We start from the raw sequence: 19,872 nt of genomic DNA, 5'->3' as shown, positions 1-19,872 counted from the left end.
AGCACCAGCAGCACCGCGGCCGTCCGGTCGCCCTGGCGCCTGCGTGCCGTCCTGCCCGCCGCCGTCCTGCTGACGGCACCGCTGCTCGCCGCCTGCGGAAACGACGACCCCTCGACGTCCAAGGCCGGGTCGTCGAAGGGCAACCGGGTCGGCAGCATCAACATCGGCCCCGACCAGGACCGCATCCGGGTGGGCAAGGACGAGCGGATCGCGGCCCTGGTGCCGAAGGAGGTCCGGGAAGCCGGCGTCCTGCGGACCGGTCTGAGCGCCGACGCGGCACCCCCGCTCGGCTTCTTCGCGACCGACGACAAGACCCGCATCGGTTCCGAGATCGACCTCGCGACCCTGGTGGCCGACACCCTCGGGTTGGAGCTCGACGGGCAGATCGTCTCCTGGGAGAACCTCTTCGTCGGCCTCGACAGCGGGAAGTTCGACGCGGTCTTCTCCAACGTCACGGTCACCGAAGAGCGCAAGGACAAGTACGACTTCGCGACCTACCGCCTGGACAACCTCGCGTTCGAGGCGAAGAAGGGCAGCGGCTGGAAGGTGGACGGGCCCGAGGACGTGGCGGGCAAGACCATCGCCGTCTCCTCCGGCACCAACCAGGAGAAGATCCTCGTCGACTGGAGCGAACAGAACGAGAAGGCGGGCCGCGAACCCGTCTCCATCAAGTACTTCCAGAAGGACACCGACTACTACCTCGCCCTCCAGTCCGGACGGATCGACGGCTACCTCGGCCCCAACCCGACCGTCGCCTACCACGTGGAGTCCGCCGGCCAGAGCGAGGTCATCGGGACGCTGTCGGGGGCCGGGGGCGACCTCCAGGGCAAGATCGCCGCCACCACGAAGAAGGACAGCGGCCTGGTCGAGGCGTACGCCGCGGCGCTGGACCGGGTCATCGCCGACGGCTCCTACGCGAAGGTGCTGAAGCGGTGGGGGCTGTCCGGCGAGGCCATCGAGAAGTCGGAGATCAACCCCGAGGGGTTGCCCCGCCCCTGACCCGACGCCCGCCCCCCGCCCCTGACTTCTGGCCCCTGACTTCCGACCTTCTTCCCCTGACCCCTGACCCCTGACCCCTGACCTCCGATCCGTACCCCCGATGCCCGACCGCGCTGTCCCCGGGTCGTGCGCCCCGCCCCCGACCAGGGCGTGCGCCACCGCGACCCGGGGGGACCGTACCGACCTCGTCACCCCCACCAGAAGGGTCCGTCCGCATGACCGCTTCCCCCGGCCGGGGACTGCTGCACCTGGCCGCCGCCATCGACCTCCCCGGGGCGTTCGAGCCGCGGCCCCACGCCGAACTGGCGCGGCTCGCCGAACGCGGCGCCCTCGACTTCCTCACCCTCGACGACTCCTTCGGGCGCCCCGGCCCCGATGCGCTCGCGGTGCTCGCCCGGCTCGCCCCGGTCACCGGTCGCATCGGGCTCGTGCCGACCGTGACCACCACGCACACCGAGCCCTTCCACGTGCAGGCGGCCGTGGCCACCCTCGACTGGGTGAGCCGGGGGCGGGCGGGCTGGCGCCCCGACGTCTCGACGGGCGAGGCCGAGGCCCGACTGTTCGGGCGCCGGGACGCGGCGCCCGTCGACCGCTTGTGGCAGGAGGCCGGCGAGGTCGCCCAGGTGTCCCGACGGCTGTGGGACAGCTGGGAGGACGACGCCGAGATCCGCGACACGACCACCGGCCGGTTCATCGACCGCAAGAAGCTGCACTACGTGGACTTCGAGGGCGACACCTTCTCCGTGAAGGGCCCCTCGATCGTGCCCCGGCCGCCCCAGGGCCACCCCGTCATCGTCGTCGACGCGACCGAACCCGTCGCCCGGGACACCGCCGCCCGCCACGCCGACGTCGCACTGATCCGGGTGGCGGGGCCCGAACACAGCGCGGCCCTGCGCAGCGAACTGCGCGCCGCAGCCGCCGCGCACGGTCGGGACCCCGACGCCCTGCGCGTCCTCGCCGCCCTCACCATCGACCTGGGCGAGGGCGAGTACGCCGCCGAGCCCGGCCACGGCGGGGGCGGCCCGCGCCCCAGCCCGCACGGCCCCCTCTACCGGGGCGGCCCCGTCGACCTCGCCGACCTCATCGCCGCCTGGCACGCCCACGGGGCCGCCGACGGCTTCCACCTCACCCCGATCGAGCCGCGCCGTGACCTGGAGCGCCTCGTCAACGGAACGGTCCCGTTGCTCCAACACCGCGCCCTGTTCCGCACCTTCTACCCGGGCACCACGCTCAGGGAGCACCTGGGACTCGCGCGGCCCGCCAACCGCTACGCACGCACGGGGGCTTCCTCATGACCGACGACGTCCGCGACGGCCGCCCCGCACACCCGGGGAGCACCGGCCGTCCCCATCGACAGATCCACCTCGCCGCCCACTTCCCGGGCGTCAACAACACCACCGTCTGGTCCGACCCGCAGTCGAAGTCACAGATCGACTTCTCGTCCTTCGAGCACCTGGCGCGGGTCGCCGAAGAGGGGCTGCTCGACTTCTTCTTCCTCGCGGAAGGGCTCCGGCTGCGCGAGCACAAGGGGGCGATCCACGACCTCGACGTGGTGGGCCGCCCGGAGTCGATCACGGTGCTCAACGCGCTGGCCGCCGTCACCGACCGGCTGGGGCTCGCGGCGACCGTGAACGCCACCTTCAACGAGCCCTTCGAGCTCGCCCGCCGGCTCGCCACCCTGGACCACCTCAGCGACGGCCGGGCCGCGTGGAACGTCGTCACCTCCTCGGACGCGTTCACCGGGGAGAACTTCCGGCGCGGCGGCTACCTCGACCGGGCAGACCGGTACACCCGCGCCGCCGAGTTCGTCGCGACCGCGCGCGAACTGTGGGACTCGTGGGCACCCGACGGAACCCCGCGGCCCTTCACCCACCGGGGCGAGCAGTTCGACATCGCGGGCCAGTTCACCGTGCCGCGCTCCCCGCAGGGACACCCCGTGGTGATCCAGGCCGGGGACTCCGCAGAGGGCCGGGAGTTCGCCGCCGCGTCGGCGGACGTGATCTTCAGCAGACACGGCACCCTGGAAGCCGGTCGTGCCTTCTACGACGACGTGAAGGGGCGACTCGCCCGGTACGGCCGGCAGTGGGACGACCTGAAGATCATGCCGGGTGTCACCGTCGTCCTCGGTGACACGGCGGCCGAGGCCCAGGAACGCGCGGTCGAGATCCGGCAGCAGCAACTCTCCCCGCAGAACGCGATCCACACCCTGGAACTGGTCTGGGGGGTCGACCTGACCGACCACGACCCGGACGGCCCGCTGCCGGCGATCGACCCCGACCCCACCTCCACCCTCGTCCAGGGGCGGGTGGCACCGGGCGACCCGCTCGCGCTCGCCGCGAAGTGGCGCGCCCTGTCCGAGGAGAAGGGCCTCTCGCTCCGGCAGACCGTGCTGGAGGCGACCGGCCGGCAGTCCTTCGTCGGAACGCCTTCGGCGGTGGCCGACCAGCTCATCGAGTTCGTGGACGCGCGGGCCGCCGACGGGTTCATCCTCGTCCCGCACCTCACCCCGGGCGGGCTCGACGAGTTCGTCGGCCGGGTCGTCCCGCTGCTCCAGGAGCGCGGCGCCTTCCGGACCGCCTACACGGGCACCACCCTGCGCTCCCACCTGGGGCTGCGGGTGCCCGCCGCGGTGCCCTCCTGACGGGGGCGCCACGCGCGGTGCGGGAGCCGAGGGGCACCGACGCGCGCAGTCATGACGAAGCCACGACGAGGGAGTACGACATGGGTGACCGGAACCGGCGGGCCGGGACGGCGGACGCCGAGCAGGAGTGGAAGCGGTGGCACGCCCAGCGGACGGAGACGATCGCCGGACCCTACGGCCCCTTGGCGTTACGGGGCACGCACTGGCTCTCGGACCATCCGGAGGGTCTGGTTCCGGCCATTCCGGGGCGGTGGACCACCGCGGCGGACGGCTCGGCGGTCGTCCTGACGGCCACGGGGGAGGAAGGGCTCTTCCTCGACGGGCGGTCGTTCGCCGGAGAGGTCCGGCTGACCGCGGACACCGGCGGACCCGGTGCGGCCCGGGTCGCGCTGGGGGGCCGACGGTTCGTCGTTCTCGCACGTGAAGGGCTGTGGGCGGTGCGGGACTTCGACCCGGCATCGGCGTTGCGCGCGGAGTTCCGCGGGATCGACGCCGCCCCCTACGCCGACCGCTGGTCGGTGCCCGGACGGTTCACCCCGTACGCCGGGGACCGTCGCAGCGTCCAGGTCGAGAACGTGGACGGGCACCGGAGGGGGCTGGCGCTGGACGGTGAACTCGCCTTCGACTTCGACGGGACCGAGCACGTCCTGCGGGTGGGCATCGAGCCCGGCGGTTCGCTGTGGGCCGTCTTCGCCGATGCGACCAGCGGGAACGCCCCGGAGGAGGGGGGCAGTTACCGCTTCCGGTTCCTGCGTCCCCGAGCGCCCGACGCCGAGGGGCGCACGACGGTGGACTTCAATCGTGCGCTCCTTCCCCCGTGCGCCTTCGCGGATCACTTCCTCTGCCCCTTCCCGCCCCCGGGCAACACGCTTCCGCTGGCGATCGTGGCGGGTGAACGCAACCCCGTGGGTCACTAGGGGGGCTCCCCCTGAACGGCCTCGACCAGCACGAACGGCACGGAGGGGGGAAGGCTGCCGACAGCGGCCGGGAGCGCCCGGTGGGGCCGTGCGATCGATGGAGGCCGGGGCGTCCCGGGCGCGGGGCGGCGCCGGGGCGCTCCCGTCCGTCAGTGTCCATCCGCACGGCCGAAAGGTGCCCTTGTTCCGACCTGCCCGGTCTCGGAATACTCCCGACCAGCGCTTGTCAGGGGCACGGCATCTTCGCATCTGGAACGGACGTGTCCCGACTGCGCCTCACGGGCCCTCAACACCCCACGCGGGCCCCCTGACTTCCCTCGGGAGGAACGACAAGTGAGGATCAAGCGCACCACCCTCCGCACCACGAAGAGACGAACCCGGCTCACCGCCATCGCGACCGGACTCGTGGCCGCCGCTGCGCTCGCCGTGCCCTCGGCCGGCTCCGCCAGTGCCGGGACCACGGGGACGTACGACGCCGTCGCACTCGCCAAGGCCAGCAACTCCGTGCTCGAAGCGGACGTCGCCGGTACCGCCTGGTCGGTCGATCCGGCGACCGGCCGCGTCGCGGTCACCGTCGACAGCACGGTCTCCGCGGCCGAGATCGCCAAGATCCAGAAGGCGGCCGGTGACGCTGCCGGAGCGATCACCGTCAAACGGGTCAAGGGCACGTTCGCCCCGCTGATCTCGGGCGGCGACGCCACGTACGCGACCAGTTGGCGCTGTTCCCTCGGCTTCAACGCCCGCCGCGGGACCACCCAGTACTTCGTCACGGCCGGGCACTGCACCGAAGGCGCCACGAACTGGTACTCCAACTCCGCGCGCACCACCGTCCTCGGACCCACCGAGGGGTCGAGCTTCCCCGTCAACGACTACGGGCTCGTCCGCTACACCAACACCTCCATAGCCAAGCCCAGCGCGGTCGGCAGCCAGACCATCACCCGCGCCGCCAACCCGACCGTCGGCACCACGGTCTACCGGCGCGGCTCCACCACCGGTCTGCACAGCGGTCGGGTCACCGCCCTCAACGCCACCGTCAACTACGGCGGCGGAGACATCGTCTACGGCATGATCCAGACCAACGTCTGTGCCGAGCCCGGCGACTCCGGCGGCTCGCTCTACGCCGGAACCACCGCCTACGGCCTCACCTCCGGCGGCAGCGGCAACTGCTCCTCCGGCGGGACGACGTTCTTCCAGCCCGTGGTCGAAGCCCTCAACGCCTACGGCCTCACCATCGGGTGAACCGCTCCGGGCGGCGGGACCTTCCGCCGCCCGGACCGCACTCCGTAGGATCACGAGCCCCCGCCGCGACCCGGCGGGGGCTCGTCGTGCGGCAGGGGCCCGCACCGGAGCGGGGGAGGGCACCGTCATGCCGAACGACAGCGCGCGCGGACCGGGAACGCCAGGCGGGCCGCGGGTTGGACGGGACGAACGGGACGGGCAACGGCTGGTGCGACGCAGCCCGGTGCTGTTCACCGCCCCGATCGTGCTGTTGGTCGTCCTGGCCCTGGTCCTGGTGTGGGAGGTCGTCCGCTCCAACGTGACGGGTGAACTGGCGACCCAGTGGCCCTGGCGGTTGCGCCTGATGGACATGAACCCGCTCGGCAGTCTGATCGCGGTGGCCGTCGCGGCGGTGCTCACCCGGACCCAGTACGCGTTGGCCGTGCGGCCCGCGCTCGGCTGGCGCTCCGACTGGGGCCCGGGCGCCTTCGCCTCCGAGGAGGAGACCTGGCAGGTCGGCATCCTCAACGGCGGTCGTCAGCAGGCCGTCGTCGAAGCCGTCGACTACCGGATCACCCTCGCCGACGGCACGGTCTCCGACTGGTTGACCCACGCCGGGGTGCTGGAGTTCCTCACGGGGGCGCGCTTCGCGAAGGACGTCGACTTCTCCCTGCCCCGCTGCGGCGCCGGCTTCCCGCTGATCCCGTCCGGTGCGTACGACACGGTGGCGGCCGGCGAGTTCACCGACCGGTTCGTCCACGAGGTCGAGGAACTGGCGATGCGGGTAAGGGTGTTGGACGGGGCCGGGGACTGCCACGAGCGGGTCATGAACCTGCTGAAGGGGGCGCGCTGACCGGGACGGCCCGTGCGGTGCCGGGGGCTGACGGGGGCCGGCCGGGCTCGCGGGGGGCGAGGAGGAGGTCCTCGTAGGTGTGGTGGTGGCGGGTGGTGGTGCGGTGGCGCAGCAGGTCGGCGGCGCGGGCGGGTTCGCCGGCGTCGACGAGGGCACGGGCGAGGGTGTCCTGGATGATCTCGCGTTCGACCCGTACCCCGCCGATCCGCTCGGACTCCCCGCCCAGTCCGGTCAGCAGGTCCACCGCGACGCGGGGGCGGCCCGCGGTGATCTCCGCCAGAGCCCGTACCACGGGGGCCAGGACCTCGCGGAAGTCGGCGCGTTCGTCGGAGGCGGCCCGGCGGGCCAGGACGTACAGGTCGTCGGTGGCGGCCTCCACGGCCAGGGCCAACGCCAGGTTGAAGGTGTGGAAGACCTCCGCCGTCCCGCCCGGCGCGGCGAGCAGTTCCCGGACCCGGTCCGGATCGGTGCGACCGGCCGGTGACTGTCCGACCAGGAGCAGACGCCAGTTCGTGGCGGCCCGCATCCCGACGTCCGTACCCGCGAGTGCCGTGTCCGCCCGCCGGCGCGCATCGGGGAAGTCGCCACACGCGAGGGACTGGAGTGCGGCGTGCCAGTTCAGATGCCGTGACTGCACCGCCTGCGGGTCCGCTGCGAGCCACTGGTCCAGGAAGTCGGTGCAAGCGGGCCCGCTCCCCAGTTCGTGCTCGGCGTGCGCGAGGGCGTGCGCGGCCACGCCCGAGCGGGGATGCAGCTCCAGCGCGTGTTCGGCCAGCCCGTGGGCCTCGCGTACCCGGCCCTGCTCCGCCCTGGTCGAGGCCAGCCAACTCGTCCACGGCCAACTGTCCGGACCCGCCACCGCCGACTGCCGCTCCACCAGGGCGTCGCCGTGCGTACGGTAGGCGGCGTCCCCGCAGGAGGAGAACGCACCCAGCATCAGTCCGGCCAGTTCATCGGCGGGCCACCGGTCGAAGTGACCCACCAGGTGATCGGCCGTCAGCTGGTACTGCCGGTGCGTGTGGAGGAACACCCCGTACACCAGACTCGCCTCCCGCTCACCGACGGCCAGCGCGTCCCGGTGCGCGATCACCAACTGCTCCTTCAGCACGGCCTCTTCCCACCAGTCACCGGTCGCCAGTGCCAGGAGCGCCCGTGCCGTGCCACAGTCCGGCTCCGAGCCGACCCACTCGCGCAGCAGGGGCAGCGTGCGCCCGCTCAGCGCCAACAGGGCGTCCACCGCCCGCTCCCGCACCGGAGCCGCCGCCACCGTCTCGCTCACTCTCGTCCCTCCTGGCCCCCGCTGCTCACCGACCGTTCACACACTCGACCTGAACAGGGCCGTGCAGACGATGCCGCTGTTGCCGCACTGGTTGCGCGGCAGGCTCAACGGCAGGCCGGTCTGGTTGCCGCCCCCCACTCCGCTCCCGGCCACCGTGGACCCGTCGGCCCGAGCGCTGCTCTGGCTGACGCAGGTGTTGCCGAACACCGCGTTCCCGATCCCGATCACGCTCGCGTGGGCGGCACCGGCCGGCAGCAGGGCCACCCCGGCCACCGCACCCAGTACCGCACTCCGCGTCCCAGCACCCATCGTGTTCCTCCTTCGTCCGGGAGCCCGGACCGCATCGCGGTGCCCGAGCATCCACCCGCCGGCCGGACGGACCCGAGCCGCACCCCCACCAACGAGGAAACCCGGCTGCCGACACGTAGGCGCGCCGGGGCCCCCGCAATATCCGGCGTTCGGAGCAGGGAGCCCAACGCCATTGACGAGCTGTCAACAGCGCGTAGTCCGAAGGTGTGACAATCGGGCCATGAGGGAGAAGGCTGAAGTGCTGACCGGCTCGTTGACGGCTCTGATCGGCGCCTTCACCGGTCTGGTCGCCTGGGCCGCCGGGGCGGAGGTACGGGCCCGGGCCGGATCCGCGAGCGGGCCGGACTGGAGCGTGCTCTACGCGGAACTGCCGTTGACGGTCTTGGTCGGGGTCGGCTGCGCGCTCGGGGCCTGGTGGCTGCCGCGTGCGGGTGGGCTGCGGCTGTCCGCCGCGGGTGCGGCGGGGCGGGCCGTGGCGGTCCTCGTCGCGTTGGGTGCCTTCTGGCTGGCGGCCGAGGGCTGGTACGAGGGGCTGCCCGCGCCGGCGCCGGACGTCAAGCCCTGAGGTTCCCCTGGCGGTACGCCGCAGCATCACGTTCGCGCTCGTGCCCGGGTCCGGGTGCGGCAGGTGCACGGGCAGGGCTGCGGGCGGTTGCGGAGGTTCAGCTTCAGCGTCGCCCGGCCGCGGTGGACCCGGTGGGTGCCCGGTGCCCACTTGCGGCAGTGGTGGTGGTCGGTGCCGAAGATGCGGGCTTTGACGCACGGCGCGCAGGGGACCGTGTGCGGGAGGCAGCGGCGGTGGAGGTGGACGGTGGTGCCGGGTCCGGACGGGGACTGCCGCAGCTGCGAGTCGTACGGCTCGCCCTCGCGGATCGCCCACAGGCACCGCACGCAGAACATCACCACGCCCGCGTACCCACCGCGATCGTGTCCACCCCGGCCAGCGCCGCCAGCGCACGGAGGACGATCGCGAGCCGCCGCTCACCCAAGTTCTCCACCTGCCACAACGGCACGAGCCGCGGAAACCCCACCGCCACGACGAGATCCAAGAACGCACGCTCACTCGTGTCCAGAACGAGGACCGTGCGGTACTGGCCCTCGAACCGCGGCCAGTCGCAGTACGCGCGCTTCCCCGTGTCGATCACGAGCAAGTCCCGTACGTCCTCCCGGGCCAGGACGTCGCTCTCCTGAAGCAGCGCGGCAACCGCGGCACGTTCACCGGTGTCCCGGGTGCGGGCCCATGCGGTCAGCCGGTCGGACAGGAGGTGTGGCGCTTCCGGTGGGGACACCGTCGTGTCAGGTACCAGGTCGGTTTCGCTGTGTTGCACGGGCGGCTCCTCGCAGTCGGCCCGCACCCGGTCGGTTCGTGGAATTGACCGGGTGCTCTGGGCGACTGACGTTAGAAGTTCCGCTCTGTAGCGAGAGGTACAGGGAATCCCCAGGTCAAGACGGGTACCTCTTGTACCCAGGTGCCCGTACCCGTCAGGCAGGTACGCCGATCTGTCGGGCCAGGACCCGCGCGTCGTCCCGGATCATCGCGTTCGTTCCCGTCGCGAGGTCGGTCACGGTGGGTCGGGCGAAGGTGTTGAACCGCACCGTCTCCGGGGATGTCGCTTGCGCCTTCTTGAGGAGATGGATCACCGCGATGTCCTCGCCCTGGAGTCGGTACGCACGTGCTGACTCGATCAGGTGGAAGGCCCGGCGGGTGGCTGACGGCACGGGGGCGAGGTCGATGCGGGTGGCCGCGTCGACGGCCCGGCCGGGGCTGACCAGGTCCGCGTGCATCGTGACCGCGTAGGCGTCGACCGTGCGGCGCCCGAAGATGAGCCAGGGATGGGTGTAGTCGTCGCCCAAGCGCCGGGCGGCGTCGTCCGCACGGTCCCAGAAGCGTTCGGCGTCACCTCGGCGGCCGATCTTGGCGAAGGAGAGCGCCACTGCCAGGTGCAGCAACCCCCATCGGGCGAGGTCTTCCGGTCGCCGGTCGGGATCGAGGAGGTCCGCCGCCTGCATGGCCAGGTCGACGCGGGCCTCGTGGCGTTCCCCCGCGTCCCGGAACACGTGGTTCATGTACCAGGCGGCGACGGCGATCGAGCGCGGACTGTCCGCGTCCTGGGCAGCCGCCATGCTGCGGTCGCCGGCCAGCATCACCAACTCGGGCGCGGGCTGGAAGCTGAGGAAGAGTTGGGTGAGGTGGTAGGTCTGGGCCAGTGCGGCGAGCGCCCGGCGACGGGCGGTGCCCTCCAGACCGCGGACGGCGTGCCGGCAGTCAGTGATCAGGGCCGGGAGCAGCGTGGCGACCTTGGTGCGGTGGTCTCCGATGCCGTGCCACAGCTGCCAGGCGTGTCGTACGCGAGACTCCAGGTCCTCGGCGGCTTCGGGCGCTTCGTCGGCCGCCGCGAATCGGAAAGTGGTGAGTGCCGCCCGTACCGCGGGCAGGCTCGCGTGCGCGGCCTTGGTGTAGGTGGCTGCCGATACTCTTTCGTCGCCCGTCAGTTCGGCGAGGTCGTCGATGCCGAGCACTTCGGCCAGGCGGAGGAGCAGCGGCAGTCGGGGGAGGTGCAGTCGTCCGTTCTCCAGGGCCTTCACCCATTCCGCGGACCGTCCCACGAGACCGCCGAGGACGGGCCGGGACATCCCGGATCGTTCGCGGTGGGAGCGGAGTCGCTGGCCGAAGGTGAGGGGGGACCTGTCGGGGGTCGCGGGCATGAGGGGGCTCCGTTCTGACTCGACATCAAAACGGTACCTTCAACGCCCGGTTGGGGCGTGTTGCGTTGCCGGGTCCCATCGGCTCCGACGCCGGCGCTCACTCGGCACTCGGGTCTCGCGGAATCGGGCTCGCCCTGCCGGCCCAGGGCAGATGGGCGAGCGGACTGAGGTCACCAGTACCTCTCCTCCTCTGCCACGTTGAGGGCGTCCGCGCACATCTCCGCCTCGGCCCGGTCCTCGAAGATCGCTGCGGTCTGGTGCCCGTCACGATCGATGTGGGCGAGGTGTCCACTCGTCCCGTGCACGATGTAGAAACCACCCTCCGGATGGTCACGCATGACGTACATGACTGCCCTCCTCCTCACCTGAAGTGCTCGTCCCGTCACGCTAGGGGGAAGCGCGGTAGAGGGCTGAACTTCTACGCAAGACGACCCTTCTGTCCCGGTGAGGGGTTGTCGGGTGTCGTGGGCCTGAGGGGTGCTCAGTCCTCCGTACGGGTCCTGTGACCCTACCCAGCTCCCGTCATGGCGTAGTGCCCCCGTACCTACTCGGCGGGCGTAGGTGCGGGGCGCGGGCGGCGGATCGCGGTCAGCATCGTCACGGCCGAGCCCCCCACGGCCCAGGCGGACAGCACCAGCAGCGGCCCGGTGACCGCGTTGCCGTGGAAGTAGGCGATCGAGCGGGACACCCAGGTGCCGGCGCCCGGCGGGAGGGCGGGGCCGATCGCCTGCCAGAACGGGGGGAGCATCGGGAGCGGGAACGCGCCGCCCGCGCTGGGGTTGCCCGCGATCACCACGATCAGGATCGCGAGCCCGATGCCCACGATCCCGGTCAGGCCCTGGAGCGCCAGGGTCGCCGCGCCGACCGCGAAGGTCACCAGCGCGCCGAGCCCCCACAGGGCGAACGTGCTGCCCGGGAGCGCACCGAGGATCGGGCCGACGACCACCGCGCCCCCGATCCCGCCGGCGAGGGAGGCCAGGGCCAGCGCCCCCAGCCGGATCACGGCCCGGGTGGGGTTGGCGGGGCGCGCCCCCGCGCTGATCGCGAGGATCGACGCGCAGAGGTAGCCGCCGACGCACCAGCCGACGACCAGGTAGAAGGACGACAGCCCTTCGAAGTCCTCGGGTGAGGCGGGCGCCACGTCCTCGGTGCGCACCGTGCGCCCTTCGGCTTCCACCGCCTCCGTGACCAGCTTGACCAGGGTCGTGGACAGTGCGGCCCCGCCGCCCGAGGCGACCAGCAGGGTGTCCGTCCGGCTCGTCGGATCGACCAGGAGGGCGCCGTAGACCTCCCGGTCGAGCACCTGGTTCCGGGCCGCCGCGGCGTCCGGCGCCGTCCGGGTGTCCAGCGGATCGCCGGGGAGCGCGGCCAACTGCGCCGTGGTGCGGTCGACCGTCGCAGCGGGCGCTGCGACCGCGAAGGGGACGTCCGTCGGCTTCGGGTGGTGCAGGGCGCCGACGTAGGAGGTGATGAAGAGCAGTTGCAGGGCGACCACGCCGACCACCAACAGGGCCGCGCGCGGGGTCACCGCGCTCTTCAGTTCGTCGACGAAGCGCATGCCCTCACCGTCCGGCCCGAGTGCTGCTTCCGCAGGTGGGACACGGCCGAATGGCGGACCGGGACACGAGCCCCGGAGCGACCCGCACCCACGGGAGCCCACCCCCCTCGCTTATCGTACGCACGTTCGAAAAGTGGTCTATGGTGGGAAGCGGGGGCGCGACCGGCGCGGAGGAGAAACGGAGACGGAAGCGGACGAGCGGAACGAGTACCGGAACACCAGGAGGCGCGGATGCCAGGGTTCACGCATCTGCACACCGCCTCGGGGTTCTCCCGGCGGTACGGTGCCTCCCACCCGGAACGGCTCGTCGAGCGGGCCGCCGAGCGTGGCATGGACGCCCTCGCGCTGACCGACCGGGACACCCTCGCGGGGAGCGTCCGGTTCGCCAAGGCGTGCGAGAAGGCCGGGGTCCGTCCGCTGTTCGGCGTGGAGCTGGCGGTACAGGGGGCGGGTGCGCGACGCCCGGCCGGGAGCGCCCCCGCAGCCGTGCCGGAGTCCGCAGCGGGACCCGCGCCCGCGACGGCAGCCGCACGCGGAGCGGGACCCGGACGTGCGGCGGGGGCCGGACGCGAAGCGGGGACCGGGGCCGAGGCTTCGCGCCGTACCCCGGTCCGGGGCGGAGCGTTCGTCGACGAGTCCGCGCCCCGCGTCACCTTCCTCGCCCGGGACGGCGCCACCGGCTGGGCCGCACTGTGCCGACTGGTCACCGCCGCGCACGCCACGGACGCCGACCACCCCCTCCTCGGTCGTTCCGCGCTCCCCGCCGAGGGGCTGACCGTGCTGCTCGGCCCCGACTCCGACGTGGGGCGCGCCCTCGCCGCCGGGCGCCCCGACCGGGCCGCCCGGCTGCTCGTGCCCTGGCGGGAGCTGTACGGGGACGACCTGCGGCTCGAAGCCGTCTGGCACGGACGTCGGGGTACCGGCCCCGGTTCGCTGCGGCTGGCCGCCCGTACCGTCGGCTTCGCCGCCGAGCAGCGGGTGCGTCCCGTGTTCAGCAATGCGGTCCGCTACGCCGATCCGGGCGCGGGCCCCCTCGCCGACGTCCTGGACGCGTCCCGGCTGCTGGTTCCCGTCGGTGCCCTGGGCGAACCGGACGGCGGCGAGCGCTGGCTCAAGGACGGGCCCGCCATGCTGGCCGCCGCCGAGCGGGTGGTGGAGGCCGCCGGGTTCCGTCGTGACACGGCCCACCGGCTCCTGGAGCAGACCCGGGCGACCGCCGACGCGTGCCGGGTCGATCCGGGCGCCGACCTCGGGATGCGCTCGGTCCACTTCCCCGAACCGGAGGTGGTGGGCGCGGGCCGCCGTACCGCGCAGCGGGTGCTCACCTCCCGGGCGGCGGCGGGCCTGGTCCTGCGCGGCTACGACCGGGGGCCGCGGGCGCGCGCGTACTGGGAGCGGACGCACCACGAGCTGGACATCATCGCCCACCACGGGTTCGCCCCGTACTTCCTCACCGTGGCCCAGGTCGTCGACGACGTGCGCACCCTGGGGGTCCGGGTCGCCGCACGGGGTTCCGGCGCGGGCTCGCTGGTCAACCACCTGTTGGGCATCGCCCACGCCGACCCGGTGGAGCAGGGCCTCCTGATGGAACGCTTCCTGTCGAAGCGGCGGTTCGTCCTCCCGGACATCGACATCGACGTGGAGTCCGCCCGCCGGCTCGACGTCTACCGGGCGATCATCGGTCGCTTCGGCACCGAGCGCGTCGCCACGGTCGCGATGCCCGAGACCTACCGGGTCCGGCACGCCATCCGGGACGTGGGCGCCGCCCTGTCCGTGGACCCCGCCGACATCGACCGGATCGCGAAGGCGTTCCCCCACATCCGGGCCCGTGACGCCCGGGCCGCCCTGGACGAACTGCCGGAGCTGCGGGAGCTGGCCCGGGAGCAGCGGGCGCGGGCGGAACGGGCGGCTGCCGGTACCGGTCCGGGGGTCGGTCCGGCCGGGAAACCGGGCCCGTACGGCCGGTTCTGGGACCTGGTCGAAGGGCTCGACGCGCTCCCGCGCGGGGTCGCCATGCACCCGTGCGGGGTGCTCCTCTCCGACGCCACCCTGCGCGCCCGCACCCCGGTGGTGCCGACCAGCGGCGAGGGCTTCCCCATGTCCCAGTTCGACAAGGACGACGTGGAGGACCTGGGGCTGCTCAAACTGGACGTGCTCGGGGTGCGGATGCAGTCGGCGATGGCGCACGCGGTCGGGGAGGTCGAGCGGGCCACCGGGGTGCGCGTCGACCTGGACGACCCGCAGGTGGTGCGGCCCGGCGACCCGGCGACGTACGAGCTGATCCGCTCCGCCGAGACGCTCGGGTGCTTCCAGATCGAGTCGCCGGGCCAGCGCGATCTCGTGGGGCGGCTCCAGCCCGCGACCTTCCACGACCTGGTGGTCGACATCTCGCTGTTCCGACCGGGTCCGGTGGCCGCCGACATGGTCCGGCCCTTCATCGAGGCCCGGCACGGCAGGGCCCCGGTCCGCTACCCGCATCCCGACCTCGAAGGAACCCTGAAGGAGACGTACGGGGTCGTCGTCTTCCACGAACAGGTCATCGACATCGTGGACGTCATGACCGGCTGCGGGCGCGGTGAGGCCGACCGGGTGCGCCGGGGACTGTCGGACCCGGAGTCGCAAGGTCGCATCCGCTTCTGGTTCGCGCAGCGCGCGGCGGAACGCGGCTACGCCACCGAAGTGATCGCCCGGACCTGGGAGATCGTCGAGGCGTTCGGTTCGTACGGCTTCTGCAAGGCGCACGCGGTGTCCTTCGCCGTGCCCACCTACCAGTCGGCCTGGCTGAAGGCCCATCACCCGGCCGCCTTCTACGCCGGGTTGCTCACCCACGACCCGGGGATATATCCGAAACGGCTGCTGCTCGCGGACGCCCGACGGCGCGGGGTGCCCGTGCTGCCGCTGGACGTGAACGCCTCGGCGGTCGCCCACCGCATCGAACTGATGTCTGGTTCGGGGGGTGACGCGGAGCGCTGGGGGCTGCGGCTCGCCCTGCTCGACGTGCACGGCATCAGCGAGGCCGAGGCCGCGCGGATCGCCGGCGGGCAACCGTACGCCTCCCTCCTCGACTTCTGGGAACGGGCCCGCCCCAGCCGCCCGTTGGCACGCCGCCTCGCCCAGGTCGGCGCCCTCGACGCGTTCGGCGCGAACCGCCGGGACCTCCAACTCCACCTCGCCGAACTCCACCGCGGGGCCCGGGGCGCGTACGGGGAACAACTGCCGCTCGCGGGTGGCCGGAACACGGCCGCCGCCGGGCTGCCCGACCTGGACGACACGGAACGGCTCAGCGCCGAACTGGGCGTGCTGTCGATGGACGCGTCCCGCCACCTGATGGACGATCACCGGGCCTTCCTGGACGAGTTGGGCGTACGGTCCGCACGGCGGTTGCGGTCCGCCCGGCACGGGGAGACGGTCCTCGTCGCGGGCGCCAAGGTGGCCACCCAGACCCCGCCGATCCGCTCCGGCAAGCGGGTCGTCTTCACCACCCTGGACGACGGCACCGGCCTGGTGGACCTCGCCTTCTTCGACGACTCCCACGAGGCGTGCGCGCACACCGTCTTCCACTCCTGGCTGCTCCTGGTCCGGGGCACCGTCCAGCGCCGGGGCCCGCGCAGCCTCAGCGTGGTCGGCTCGGCCGCCTGGAACCTCGCCGACCTGATGGAGGTGCGCGACCGGGACGGCCTCGACGCGGTGGCCCGGCACCTGGCTGCGCCTCCCGTACCCGCACCCGAAGCCCTTGAGGGCGAGCGTCGCATCAGGATGTCCACCGGGTACGAGATGCACCCCTGGGCCGATCTGCGCCCGGCGGGCGAGGACGTCACGAAGGGGCCGGGCGGAACGCGGGACCCCGTCAGGAAGTTGTGGCACCAGAGCCCCGGGAGCGCGGGATGAACACGGTCAGGGACCCCCACGGCCCGGGCGTGTTGTACGTACGGTTCCGGCTGCCCGGGCCGGACGCCCGGCGTGTCGCCGCGGCCGGGGTCCCGCTCCCGCCGCTGCTCACCCTGCTCGGAACGGTCAGTCCCGTCGTGGCCGCGGCCCCGCCCGACGCGGCGTACGTCGACCTGCGGGGCGCGGAACGCTACTTCGGCCGGGACGCCGTCCACCTCGCGGCGGTCATCCGGGTCCGGGCGCTGGCCCTGCACGGGGTCGACTGCACGATCGGGGCCGGTCCTGGCCCGATGCTCGCCCGGATGGCCGCCTGTGCCGCCGCCCCCGGCACCACCCTCGCGGTGCCCGGGGACCCGGACGCCGTACGGGAGTTCCTGGCCGGACGGCCGGTCGGCGAACTGCCCGGCGCCGGTGCGGCGACCGTGCGCACCCTGCGCTCCTACGGCCTCGACACCGTCGACCGGGTGGCCGCGGCGCCGCCCGCCACCCTGCAACGACTCGTCGGTGCCCGCGCCGGGCGCGAACTGCGGGAACGGGCCCACGGCATCGACCGGGGCCGGGTGGTGCCCAACGAGGCGGCCCGCTCGGTCGCCGCCGACCGCGCTTTCGACCGCGACGAGATCGACCCCGTCCGGCACCGGCGCGCCCTGCTCTCGCTCGCCGGGGAGTTGGGCGCCCGGCTGCGCGCCGAACGGCTGGTGTGCCGCTCGCTGACCCTCACCGTCCGGTACGCGGACCGGTCCCGGACCGACCCGGCGGCCCGCCCCGGGACCACGCGCACCCGGGCGCTCCCCGAGCCGACGGCGCACTCGGCGGCGCTCACCGACGCCGCGTACCGGACGTACGGGGCGCTCGGGCTCCAGCGGGCCAGGGTCAGGGGGTTGGCCCTGCGCGCCGAGGGACTGGCACCCGTGGAGAGCGCCGCGCACCAACTCAGTCTCGACCCCGCCGACGAGCGGATCCGTCGGATCGAGGAGGTCGCGGACCGGGCCCGGGCCAAGTTCGGTCCGCGTGCGGTGCTGCCGGGGACGCTCGCCGCGTGACGTGCGGCGCGGCGCTCGGCGAGCGGGCGTGACGCACCACGCACATCGGGGTGGCGAGCGCCTTGGACCGGGCGCGCGCCACCCCGATGGAGTGCACAACTGTCTTCAGTTGTCTTCAGTTAGTGTCCGGAGCGAGTGGGACCTCCCCCTCGCTCCGGCACATGGCTCCGGGTGGCCGCGTGGTGAGCGGCCACCCGACCCGGTAACCATCCCAACCCCGGAGGTGGCCACCCGGCGCAGCGGTCGTCCCTCAGCGACCGCTGCGGCCGCCGCCCGTCGCCGCACGGCGGCGGGCGGAGGCGAACAGACCGGCGGCGCCGAGGCCGAGCACGGCCGCACCGCCGATCGCGATGTACGGCGTGGTGCTGGTGCCGCCGGTCTCGGCGAGGTTCTCCGTGGAGCCGCCCTGCGCCTTGACGCCGGAGTCCTTCGGGGCGGTGCCCTGGGCGCCGCCGCTCTCCACGGCGGAGACCGAACCCGGGCCGTCGGTGGCGGAGGCGTTGGCGACCGCGCCGCCCTTGGCCTCCTTGCCGCCCTTGCCCTCGGGCGCCATGTCACCGTGACCGTTGTGCTCCACGGTGGACTGGTCGCGCTCCTTCTCGATCAGCTTGTCGCTGGGCGCGGAGGCGACCGGGCCGGCAGCGGACCCGCCGGAGTTGCCGAACACCACGTCCGAGCAGGTGTAGAACGCCTCGGGGGAGTCCGAACGCTGGTAGATCGAGTAGATCAGGTGACGGCCGGAACGCTGGGGGACGTTCCCGTCGAAGATGAACGAGCCGTTCTCCAGGCGCGGGTTGGTCACCGTGGCGAAGGGCTGCGACTCGAGGTCGGACCACTTGAGGGCCTTGGTGGCGTCGTAACCGACCTTGGTGATGTACAGCTCGATGGAGCCCTTGTGGGGGGCCGTCACCCGGTACTTGAAGGTGTGGTTGCCCGACTTGAACGGGGAGGAGGGCCAGTCGGTCCGCGGGGTGTCGAGCCCGGCGTACTTCGAGCGGTTGGCGCTGCACAGCTTGCCGTCGGGGATGATCTGGCGGTGCGCGCCGGCCGCGTTGGCGATGTTCACCTCGTTCCAGTCGTACAGCGGCTGGGTGCCGGTGGAGGCGACCAGGGCCTTGCAGGCGGCGGTGTCAGGGCTCTCGGGGCCCTCGGCGAAACATGCGGACACCCGGCTGACCGGGTCGCTCATGGAACCGTGAGCCGCCGCGGGGGAGGCGTTCAGGACGGTGAGAACGAGCGGCGCGACACCGAGTGCGGCGATCGCGGCGGCCGTGCGACGAGCAGTCATGGACGGTCTCCTCAGTCTTCCTCAAGTGGGGGGAGCCCGGGAGGCGTACGGGCGGTGTACGTGACTCCCGGGCAAGAGGAAAGCTAGCCGTTCGATGCCCGGGGAACCGCTGCTTGAGAGCACTCCGGGTGATCTTTATGGCCCTCTTAAGGGGGGCATCGGGCTGCGCTCAGATCGCGTCCTGATACGTCCGAATCCTCACGGCGGTGTGACGTCCGGATGAAGCCCGGATGTCGGTGGAAGGCATGGCTCCGGCCCCGCCGCAAGCCGCCGCGGGGCCTTCTGGTGCAGCTCAGAGCCCCCGTCGGGGCGATCGACCGTCCGGTCGTACGGGGTGGCCGGGGGCCGGCGGCGGCCCCCGTCGGAGATCAGGGGCGTGCGCGGCGGGGGCGCTCGATCCACTGGTAGCGGCGCTCGGGGCGACCCGCGCCGCCGTAGCGCAGGGTCACGTCGACGCGTCCCGTCTCGGCGAAGTACTCCAGGTAGCGCCGGGCGCTGACCCGGGACAGCGACCCCTCCCGGGCGCACTCGGAGGCCGACAGTCCTCCCGGGTGGGCGCGCAGGGTCCGCTCCACCAGGTCCGCGGTGGGCACCGCGAGCCCCTTGGGCAGCTGTTCGCGGGACCCCGGCGGGCGGCTGCCGAACAGCTCGTCCACGTCCTCCTGGCGCGCCTGGTCGAGTCCGGCGAGCCGGGCCCGCACCGCGGCCACGTGCCGCAGCTGGTCCTGGAGCGTGCTCCGCTCGAACGGCTTGATCAGGTAGTGCAGTGCCCCCGCCCGCAACGCCGCGCGGACCGTTCCGGCGTCCCGCGCGGCCGTGATGAACAGGACGTCCACCGGAATCCGCTCCGGGTCGCGCTGCTCGGCCGCCCGGATGCCGCGCAGCACGCCGATGCCGTCCATGTCCGGCAGATACACGTCGAGAAGGACGAGATCGGGCCGGAGGGACTCCACGGAGCGCAACGCCTGCGTACCGTTGTGTGCAACCCCTACTACCGTAAATCCCGCCATTTCGGACACGTACCGGCTGTGCAGCTTCGCGACCATGAAGTCGTCGTCCACTACCAGTACTTTCGTCATCGCCGCAGGTTAAGCGTGTGACCACAAGGACCACAACGTTCGTTGGTTGCGGAAGAGAGACAGCCTCTTAACGCGCAGGCAACATGTGGGCCAC

Annotated in this window: 18 protein-coding genes; 9 read left to right on the top strand and 9 right to left on the bottom strand. The window is 72.8% G+C overall.

Going from position 1 to position 19,872, the window contains the following annotated elements:
• Positions 1 to 39: 39 nt before the first annotated feature.
• From ACFV88_RS30115 to ACFV88_RS30090, 6 genes are all read left to right on the top strand, one after another.
• Positions 40 to 999, top strand: coding sequence for an ABC transporter substrate-binding protein (locus ACFV88_RS30115; protein ID WP_385495233.1), 960 nt, complete (start codon positions 40 to 42; stop codon positions 997 to 999).
• A 215-nt stretch (positions 1,000 to 1,214) separates the two neighbouring features.
• Positions 1,215 to 2,294 carry an LLM class flavin-dependent oxidoreductase gene (locus ACFV88_RS30110; RefSeq protein WP_385495194.1) on the top strand — a complete coding sequence of 360 codons (1,080 nt, stop codon included), beginning with the start codon at positions 1,215 to 1,217 and terminating at the stop codon, positions 2,292 to 2,294.
• The gene (locus ACFV88_RS30105) at positions 2,291 to 3,640 is read left to right on the top strand and encodes an NtaA/DmoA family FMN-dependent monooxygenase (RefSeq protein ID WP_385495193.1); all 1,350 of its coding nucleotides are present in this window, start codon (positions 2,291 to 2,293) and stop codon (positions 3,638 to 3,640) included. Before ACFV88_RS30110 ends, ACFV88_RS30105 begins: the two co-directional genes overlap by 4 nt.
• Before the next feature lie 80 nt (positions 3,641 to 3,720).
• Positions 3,721 to 4,557 carry a DUF1684 domain-containing protein gene (locus tag ACFV88_RS30100; protein ID WP_385495191.1) on the top strand — a complete coding sequence of 279 codons (837 nt, stop codon included), beginning with the start codon at positions 3,721 to 3,723 and terminating at the stop codon, positions 4,555 to 4,557.
• Between the two features lie 333 nt (positions 4,558 to 4,890).
• Positions 4,891 to 5,796, top strand: a complete 906-nt coding sequence (locus ACFV88_RS30095; RefSeq protein WP_385495190.1) for a S1 family peptidase — start codon at positions 4,891 to 4,893, stop codon at positions 5,794 to 5,796.
• 127 nt (positions 5,797 to 5,923) lie between these two features.
• The gene (locus tag ACFV88_RS30090; RefSeq protein WP_385495189.1) at positions 5,924 to 6,628 is read left to right on the top strand and encodes a hypothetical protein; all 705 of its coding nucleotides are present in this window, start codon (positions 5,924 to 5,926) and stop codon (positions 6,626 to 6,628) included.
• Here ACFV88_RS30090 and ACFV88_RS30085 read toward each other — a convergent pair.
• Both ACFV88_RS30085 and ACFV88_RS30080 read right to left on the bottom strand, forming a co-directional pair.
• Entirely contained in the window at positions 6,600 to 7,907 is a 1,308-nt protein-coding gene (locus tag ACFV88_RS30085; RefSeq protein ID WP_385495188.1) for a hypothetical protein, read from the bottom strand. The two genes, ACFV88_RS30090 and ACFV88_RS30085, sit on opposite strands and share 29 nt — an antisense overlap.
• Positions 7,908 to 7,943: 36 nt before the next feature.
• Positions 7,944 to 8,216, bottom strand: a complete 273-nt coding sequence (locus ACFV88_RS30080; RefSeq protein WP_385495187.1) for a chaplin family protein — start codon at positions 8,214 to 8,216, stop codon at positions 7,944 to 7,946.
• A 220-nt stretch (positions 8,217 to 8,436) separates the two neighbouring features.
• Here ACFV88_RS30080 and ACFV88_RS30075 point away from each other — a divergent pair, with 220 nt between their 5' ends.
• A complete protein-coding gene (locus ACFV88_RS30075; protein ID WP_385495186.1) occupies positions 8,437 to 8,781 on the top strand; it encodes a hypothetical protein in 345 nt (114 codons plus the stop codon).
• Between the two features lie 26 nt (positions 8,782 to 8,807).
• Here ACFV88_RS30075 and ACFV88_RS30070 read toward each other — a convergent pair whose 3' ends face one another.
• The 5 genes from ACFV88_RS30070 to ACFV88_RS30050 all read right to left on the bottom strand — a co-directional run bounded on the left by ACFV88_RS30070 (position 8,808) and on the right by ACFV88_RS30050 (position 12,480).
• Positions 8,808 to 9,122: a hypothetical protein gene (locus ACFV88_RS30070; RefSeq protein ID WP_385495185.1), complete on the bottom strand. Its 315-nt coding sequence runs from the start codon at positions 9,120 to 9,122 to the stop codon at positions 8,808 to 8,810.
• On the bottom strand, positions 9,116 to 9,544 hold the full coding sequence (locus tag ACFV88_RS30065; RefSeq protein WP_385495184.1) for a hypothetical protein: 429 nt from the start codon (positions 9,542 to 9,544) through the stop codon (positions 9,116 to 9,118). Before ACFV88_RS30065 ends, ACFV88_RS30070 begins: the two co-directional genes overlap by 7 nt.
• A gap of 154 nt (positions 9,545 to 9,698) precedes the next feature.
• Complete coding sequence (locus ACFV88_RS30060) at positions 9,699 to 10,922, bottom strand: helix-turn-helix domain-containing protein (protein WP_385495183.1); 1,224 nt, start codon at positions 10,920 to 10,922, stop codon at positions 9,699 to 9,701.
• A gap of 170 nt (positions 10,923 to 11,092) precedes the next feature.
• On the bottom strand, positions 11,093 to 11,269 hold the full coding sequence (locus ACFV88_RS30055) for a hypothetical protein (protein WP_385495182.1): 177 nt from the start codon (positions 11,267 to 11,269) through the stop codon (positions 11,093 to 11,095).
• A gap of 197 nt (positions 11,270 to 11,466) precedes the next feature.
• Positions 11,467 to 12,480 carry a DUF3533 domain-containing protein gene (locus ACFV88_RS30050; RefSeq protein ID WP_385495180.1) on the bottom strand — a complete coding sequence of 338 codons (1,014 nt, stop codon included), beginning with the start codon at positions 12,478 to 12,480 and terminating at the stop codon, positions 11,467 to 11,469.
• 231 nt (positions 12,481 to 12,711) lie between these two features.
• On the opposite strand from ACFV88_RS30050, the gene ACFV88_RS30045 reads away from it, so the two are divergent.
• Positions 12,712 to 16,368 (top strand): DNA polymerase III subunit alpha, encoded by a 3,657-nt coding sequence (locus tag ACFV88_RS30045; RefSeq protein ID WP_385495179.1) that lies wholly within the window; start codon positions 12,712 to 12,714, stop codon positions 16,366 to 16,368.
• Positions 16,365 to 17,411 carry a hypothetical protein gene (locus ACFV88_RS30040; RefSeq protein ID WP_385495178.1) on the top strand — a complete coding sequence of 349 codons (1,047 nt, stop codon included), beginning with the start codon at positions 16,365 to 16,367 and terminating at the stop codon, positions 17,409 to 17,411. The genes ACFV88_RS30045 and ACFV88_RS30040 overlap by 4 nt, the downstream gene beginning before the upstream one ends.
• Before the next feature lie 250 nt (positions 17,412 to 17,661).
• Here the strand turns inward: ACFV88_RS30040 and ACFV88_RS30035 are convergent, their stop codons facing one another.
• A complete protein-coding gene (locus ACFV88_RS30035) occupies positions 17,662 to 18,699 on the bottom strand; it encodes a lytic polysaccharide monooxygenase (RefSeq protein WP_385495177.1) in 1,038 nt (345 codons plus the stop codon).
• Between the two features lie 368 nt (positions 18,700 to 19,067).
• Positions 19,068 to 19,778, bottom strand: coding sequence for a response regulator (locus tag ACFV88_RS30030; protein WP_385495176.1), 711 nt, complete (start codon positions 19,776 to 19,778; stop codon positions 19,068 to 19,070).
• Between the last annotated feature and the right edge of the window lie 94 nt (positions 19,779 to 19,872).

Source organism: Streptomyces sp. NPDC059816, from assembly GCF_042732055.1.
Taxonomy (GTDB): domain Bacteria; phylum Actinomycetota; class Actinomycetes; order Streptomycetales; family Streptomycetaceae; genus Streptomyces.
The sequence above is the reverse complement of the archived record's forward strand: the minus strand, read 5'-3'. Positions and strand labels throughout refer to the sequence as shown.